General features: G+C 73.2%; 8 protein-coding genes and 1 pseudogene. 1 reads left to right on the forward strand and 8 read right to left on the reverse strand.

Features of this window, described 5'->3' with window-relative positions:
- Window positions 1-11 precede the first annotated feature (11 nt).
- The 8 genes and pseudogenes from B5M43_RS14300 to B5M43_RS15235 all read right to left on the reverse strand — a co-directional run.
- Window positions 12-1133, reverse strand: coding sequence for a hypothetical protein (locus tag B5M43_RS14300; RefSeq protein WP_134746339.1), 1122 nt, complete (start codon window positions 1131-1133; stop codon window positions 12-14).
- Window positions 1127-1873 carry a hypothetical protein gene (locus tag B5M43_RS14305; protein WP_134746337.1) on the reverse strand — a complete coding sequence of 249 codons (747 nt, stop codon included), beginning with the start codon at window positions 1871-1873 and terminating at the stop codon, window positions 1127-1129. Before B5M43_RS14305 ends, B5M43_RS14300 begins: the two co-directional genes overlap by 7 nt.
- Window positions 1870-2874, reverse strand: coding sequence for a VWA domain-containing protein (locus B5M43_RS14310; protein ID WP_134746335.1), 1005 nt, complete (start codon window positions 2872-2874; stop codon window positions 1870-1872). Before B5M43_RS14310 ends, B5M43_RS14305 begins: the two co-directional genes overlap by 4 nt.
- Window positions 2871-3869: a VWA domain-containing protein gene (locus tag B5M43_RS14315; RefSeq protein ID WP_230668216.1), complete on the reverse strand. Its 999-nt coding sequence runs from the start codon at window positions 3867-3869 to the stop codon at window positions 2871-2873. The genes B5M43_RS14310 and B5M43_RS14315 overlap by 4 nt, the downstream gene beginning before the upstream one ends.
- Window positions 3860-4342, reverse strand: coding sequence for a hypothetical protein (locus B5M43_RS14320; protein WP_134746333.1), 483 nt, complete (start codon window positions 4340-4342; stop codon window positions 3860-3862). Before B5M43_RS14320 ends, B5M43_RS14315 begins: the two co-directional genes overlap by 10 nt.
- Window positions 4329-5216 (reverse strand): DUF58 domain-containing protein, encoded by an 888-nt coding sequence (locus B5M43_RS14325; protein WP_134746331.1) that lies wholly within the window; start codon window positions 5214-5216, stop codon window positions 4329-4331. Before B5M43_RS14325 ends, B5M43_RS14320 begins: the two co-directional genes overlap by 14 nt.
- A 25-nt stretch (window positions 5217-5241) precedes the next feature.
- The gene (locus B5M43_RS14330; RefSeq protein ID WP_268993431.1) at window positions 5242-5721 is read right to left on the reverse strand and encodes a MoxR family ATPase; all 480 of its coding nucleotides are present in this window, start codon (window positions 5719-5721) and stop codon (window positions 5242-5244) included.
- A pseudogene (locus B5M43_RS15235) lies at window positions 5716-5802 on the reverse strand (AAA family ATPase); the annotation flags it as partial. The pseudogene B5M43_RS15235 and the gene B5M43_RS14330, both read right to left, overlap by 6 nt.
- Before the next feature lie 53 nt (window positions 5803-5855).
- Between B5M43_RS15235 and B5M43_RS14335 the strand changes: the two are divergent.
- A partial coding sequence (locus B5M43_RS14335) for a transposase (protein ID WP_374198164.1) occupies window positions 5856-6036 on the forward strand: 181 nt, incomplete at its 3' end.

The following is a 6036-nucleotide window of genomic DNA, read 5'->3' on the forward strand; positions in this document are numbered from 1 at the left end:
CGCGTCGGACATCAGCCGCCGGGCAGCAGCTCGTACTCGGACATGCGGCGCTCGAACTCGTCCTCGTCGGCCTCGCTCAGGAGCCGCTCGGCGTAGAACATGATCTGCAGGCCCTCGAGCGGCTCTCCCGTGCGTGCGTGGTCGGCGTCGCGCGCCGTCCGCCACTCGCCGGTCGCGTCGTGGGAGAGGTCCGTCATGGTGGCGTAGACCGCGACCAGGCCGTCGGGGCTCTCGCTGTACCACTCCCAGGTGACCTGGGTGCGGGGGTCGGCGCTGCCGTAGAACTTCTCCAGGATGGCCGGATCGAGCCCCTGCTCCGGCGCGTTGAACGCGATCATGCTCCACCAGTCGTGTGCGGTGAGCACGTCGTCGATCGTGCGCATCACGGCGAGCTTCCGGTCGTATCCGTGGACGGGCTCGTTCGTCGCCGACACCTCGGATCCGTAGCGGACGAGCATGGACTCGCCGCCGTAGCCGTTGCGCTCGGGGCGCAGGTCCTCGGGCAGCGGATCGGCCCACGTGAACCCGTATTCGGCCGTGAGCCGTTCTCGGATCTCGGCCGACAGGTCATCCGCGGTCGCGCGGACCTCCTCGAGCGACGGGCGGCCGAGCGTGTCCTCGGGGCGCTCGCCCTTCACCCCCGGGTACTCCTCGAGGATCCGCTCCTCCTCGGTCTTCGTGCCCGCGTAGCCGCCCTCGGCGGAGGTGTGCGTCGCGCTGAGCGCCCCGACGGTGCCCACGTTCAGCAGCAGGACGATCGCGAGGGACCACGCGCCCAGCGCCCGTCCGCGCGTCGTGACCAGCGCCGCGACGACGAGCGCCACCACGAGCAGCTGCAGGGCGAGGAAGGTGGCGCCGTACAGCGCGTCCGTCGCGCCCAGCGCGAAGGCGAGGACCAGGGCGAGGGCGAACAGCCCGCTCGCGCCGAGCGCGATCCAGCCGACCAGGCCCGGCCGGGGGCGGGGCGCGCGCGGCGGCGGTGGGATCGGGGCGGCCCCGGGCGCCGGCACGCGCCGCGCGCCGCGGTATCCGCCCGGCGGTGGCAGCGGAGGGGCGCCGTCCGACTTCGCCACGTAGCGCGCCCCCGTGTGCGCGTCGGGCCGAGGCGCGGGGCGCTCCTGCTCGTTCACCATGGCCTGTCCGTCCCCGCGCCCGACTGACCGTCGTCTCCCGAGTTCTCTCGCTCGTCCTGTCCCTGCGTGAGCTTGTCCTCGAGCTCCTGCAGCTGCTCCTCGGAGGGCTGATCCGGTTGCTGCTCCTCTTCCGGCGGGTCCTCTCCCTCCCCGCCGCCGGAGGGAGGCGGCGGCTGCTGCTTCTCGAGCAGCCGCTCCTCCAGCTCGTCGATGCTCTGGTCGGCGCTGCGCTCCTCATCCGGCGATGCGGCGTCGGCCTCGGGCGTGTGGCACTCGGCCGGGGTGTCGGCCACGACCTCCAGGCCCTCGGTGTAGAACCGGGACGCGGCGGCCTCGTCGCCCGCCTGGCGGGCCGCGTCGCCCTGCCATTCGATCGTGATGCCGAGGTCGATCCACACGGCGCACGCCTCGAGCCCGGGCGCGAGCGGCAGGGCCTCCTCGAACCGCGCCCGCGCCTCGTCCAGCCGCCCGGATGCCGCCAGCGGCACGCCCGCGTCGTACGGCGCCTTGTACGGCTCGAACCAGTTCGCGACGCCCAGCACGCCCGCGGCCGCGATCGCGCCCTGGTGGTCGCCCGCGACGTACCCCGTGATCGTGCGGTGCGCCAGCGCGTACATCGAGAGGATCTTGACCGGCAGCAGCAGCGCGATCGCCGCGAGCGGCACCGCGATCCACAGCAGGATGCGCCGCAGCCGTGCGCGGCGCCGGTTCGCCGCGACGAGGTCGTCCGGGGTGGTCACGGCGCACCCCCTTCCGCGCGCCGGCCCGCGATCCGCAGGATGCCCGGGATGGCGCCCGCGAGCAGCGCCGCGTCCACGGCGAGCAGGCCCACGACCATCAGCGCCACGATCCAGGACAGGTCGGTCACGTCGCCCGTCGAGCCGGAGGGCTGCGTGGTCGTGGAGGTGGGCGCCGCCGGCAGCGACGGCTCCGTGCCGGGTGTGCGGTGCTGGTATTCGACGCCGAGGTCCGCGGCGATCGTGCGCAGGGCGTCCTCGTCGATGCGCGAGAGCGCGGGCTCGTCTCCGTCCTGGATGTACTCGTCGGCGCCCTCGCCGAGCCCGCCCGTCTGCACCTTCATCCGGCCGCCCTCTGCCGTGCCGTAGCCGAAGACGGCGCCGCCGTCGACGAGCTCGCCGCCGCCGCGGAACGACTCGGGCTGCGACGCGGCGGTCTGCTCGCCGTCTCCGAGGTAGAAGACCATGCGTGAACGCTCGGACGACGCCGCAGCGTTCCGCAGGGTCTCCTCAAGCAGGTCGGCCGCGATCCCGATCGAGCTGCCGCGCGAGTTCTGCGTGGGCTCGGGGCGCAGCACCTCCATGGCCGAGCGCAGCGCGGCCGTGTCGGTCGTGAGCGGCAGGCGCAGCTCGGCCGACGCGTCGAACGTGATCAGGGCGAACCGCGCGCCGGGGTACTCCGCGACCAGCGCCGCGACGTCCTCACGCACGCCGTCCAGGCGCGGGGCGCCGTCGGCCCAGTCCTCGGCCACGATGCTCGCGGTGCTGTCGACCAGGATCACGACGTCGGTGTCGGTCGTCAGGGTCTGCGACTGCCCGCCCGGGATGCCCGGGCGCAGCGCGAGCACGAGGCACGCCAGCACGGTCACGGTGCGCACGATCCAGGCGGTGCGCGTGCGGCCGTCCGGCGCGGTGACGACGCACCGGACGGTCACGAACAGGCCCGCGGCGGCGATCAGGATCAGCAGCAGCGGATGCAGGACGGGCTGGAGGACGAGGTTCACAGGCGCGCCCTCCACATCAGCGCGGCGCCGCCCAGCACGGCCGCGAGCAGCACGACGATCCACACGTCCGGCACGTCGCGCCACACGACCTGCGCCTCGCCGCGCAGCGCGGTCGCCGCCTCCTCCTGCACCTCGTCGATGATCTCGCCCACGGTCGTCGCGCCGCGCAGTGCGTACGCCTGCCCGCCCGTGGCCTCGGCCGCCGCGATCAGCTCCGCACTGGCCCGCGCGTCCTTGCCCTCGACCGGGTTGAGTGCGAACACGCGCACGCCCGCGGAGGCGGCGTAGGCCGCGGCCTCGTCGAGCGTGACCACGCCGGCGCCGAACACCTCGTTGTCGGTCGCGAGGATGATCGTCCGCGACCGCTCGTCGTCGCGGTGGTCGAACCGCAGAGCGCAGGCGGCGAGGCCATCGCCGATCAGCGAGGCGCCCGCGCCGTTGAGCGTGCCCACCCAGTGCTCGGGGATCTCGCTCCTGTGGTCGTCGAAGCTCGCCCTGATCGTGGCGAGGTGGGCGCGCACGAACGCGTAGTCGTCCGTGAGGGGGAAGACCTGCACGGGCGAGCTGTTGAAGATCGTGAGCCCGATGCGCTCGCCCTCGAAGCCGTCGACCAGCTCCTCGAACACCTCGATGACCTCGACGTCGACCTCGCTCATCGAGCCCGACACGTCGAGGCACAGCATGATGTCGCGGCTCGTGTCGACCGGCTGGATGGTCTGCGCCGCGAGAGGCCGGGCCGCGACCACCCCGGCCACGCCGGCGGCCGCGACGAGAAGCCCGAGCGCTCCCGCGACCGCGGCGGCGCGGCGCCGCGTGGCGCGCACGACGCTGGGGAGCTCACGCAGCCGCTCGGCGCGCGCGACCGGCAGGGCGTCGCCGCCCGACGCCCCGCCGCGTCGGGCGAGCAGCACGCCGAGCCCGATCGCGGCGCCCACGATGAGCACCGCGACGGCGATGAGCCACGGGGTCGCGAGGTGCATCGGGATCAGTGCCATTCCGCCACCACCCGTCGCGCCGCCTCGGCGCCCGCCAGCGGGTCGATCGCCGGCCCGCGCCCGAAGATGCTCGGGTAGTAGTGGCGGTGCAGCGCGTCGACGAGGCTCGGATGCACGCCGCGCGCGATCAGGTCGTCGAGCGTCAGCACCGGGGCCTCGAGGCCGCTGTACTCGTTCACGAACCGGCGGGTGAGGCGGCTGAGCTCGAGGTTGGCCCGCCGCGCATCCAGCTCGTGGGCGCGGTACGCCCGCTCGATCTCGTCGATGTCCGCGAGGTACTCGTGGCGCAGCTGCGCGACCGCGTCGAGCACGCTGGGGGCCGGCTCCCCGGCCTCGCGCCTCGGCCGGCGCTGCCGCGTGAGGAACAGGATCAGCCAGAGCGCCAGGATGACCAGGGCGATCACCCCGAACGCCAGCAGCATCCAGCCGGGCGCGTACTGCACGGGCGGGTACAGCTCGTCAGGCTCCGACATGCGCCCTCCGGCTGAGAATGCGCAGCAGCGCCGGCACGGCGTCGTCCTGCGACGCGAGCTCGGCGTGGCTGATCTCGAGGGCCGTCAGCACCTCGGCGCGCCGCGCGTCCGCCGCCGCGCGCTCGGCGGCGAGCTCGGTCGCGATCGCGGGGTCGCCGTGCAGGAAGTCGGGCACGCGCCAGCCGCTGTCCACGTCGCGGCGCCCGTCGCGGCCCGCGCGCGAGCGGATCGGATCCGCATCCCGCAGCGTGAGCCACACCAGGTCGTGCTGCGTGCGCAGCCGGCGCAGCAGCCGCTCCGTCTCGGCCGTGACCGGCGCCTCGTCCGTGACGACCACCACGATCATCCGGCGCGCGATCGTGCGCGCCACGAAGTCGAGCAGGCGCTCGCGCGCGCTCGCCGCATCCGCGTCGCGGATGGCGCCGTCGATCGCGCGCAGCGCGTGCTCGAGCGCGCCCTCGCTCCTCTTGGGAGGCAGGCGCCGCACCCGCGCGGCGTCGCCGAAGACGACCGAGAAGTCGTCGTCGTGCCGCAGCGTGAGCATGCCGAGCGCGCCGACGGCCAGCACCGCGAGCTCGCGCTTGGACCGCTCGTCGCCCGCCAGTGCGCCCATCGCCCGGCCCGTGTCGACCACGAACAGCACGGTGTGCGCGCGGATGGCGCGCGTGCGCTTGACGAGCAGCGTGCCCAGCCGCGCCGTGGCGCGCCAGTCGATGTCGCGCACCTCGTCGCCGTGCTCGTACCTGCGCAGGTCCTCGAAGTCGTTGCTGCGGCCGCGCAGCAGCGACGCGTACGCGCCGTCGAGCGCGTGCATCGACTTCTTCGAGGCGTGGATGAAGAGCTTGCTCTTCACGCGCGTGATGAGGGTGGTCATGGGGTCGCCGTCTCGGGGCGGGGCCTCAGGGGGTCGGGACCGCGTCGAAGATCCGGTCGATGATCTGCTCGCTGCGCACCCCGTCGGCCTCGGCCTCGAAGTTCAGCAGCACGCGGTGCCGCAGCACCAGGTGCCGCAGGTTCCGGATGTCCTCCGGCAGCACGTGCGGGCGGCCGTTCAGCAGCGCCAGCGCGCGCGACGCCTGCAGGAACGCGATCGACGCGCGCGGGCTCGCGCCGTACTTGATGTAGCGGGCCTGCTCCTCGCCGATGTACGGCGCCGGGTTCCGGGTCACGTACGCGATGCCGACGATGTAGTTGCGGATCGCGGGGGAGACGTGGATCCGACTCGCGACGTCCTGCAGCAGATGCACGTCGTCGAGCGTGACCGATGTGTGGACGTGGCGCTCGGGATCCAGCACGCCCGAGTCGATCCGCGCGAGGATCTCGAACTCCTCCTGCGGGCTCGGGTACTCCACGATCTCCTTGAGCAGGAAGCGGTCCATCTGCGCCTCGGGCAGCTCGTACGTGCCCTCCTGCTCGATCGGGTTCTGCGTCGCGATCACGAGGAAGGGTCTGCTGAACGAATAGGTGACACCTGATCTGTGGTGCCTGAGGGTGCCGCTGGGAGGATGTCATCATGCCCAAGCCCTATCCGCGCGAGTTCCGTGAGGACGTGGTTCGCGTTGCTCGTGGTCGGGATGCCGGGGTGCCGTTGCGGAAGATCGCGGCGGACTTCGGGATCAGCGAGACCTGCCTGCAGAACTGGATGCGCCAAGACGACGTCGAAGCCGGGGTCAAGCCCGGCGTGACGAAGTCGG

This window comes from Microbacterium sp. MEC084, assembly GCF_004514465.2.
Taxonomy (GTDB): Bacteria; Actinomycetota; Actinomycetes; order Actinomycetales; family Microbacteriaceae; genus Microbacterium.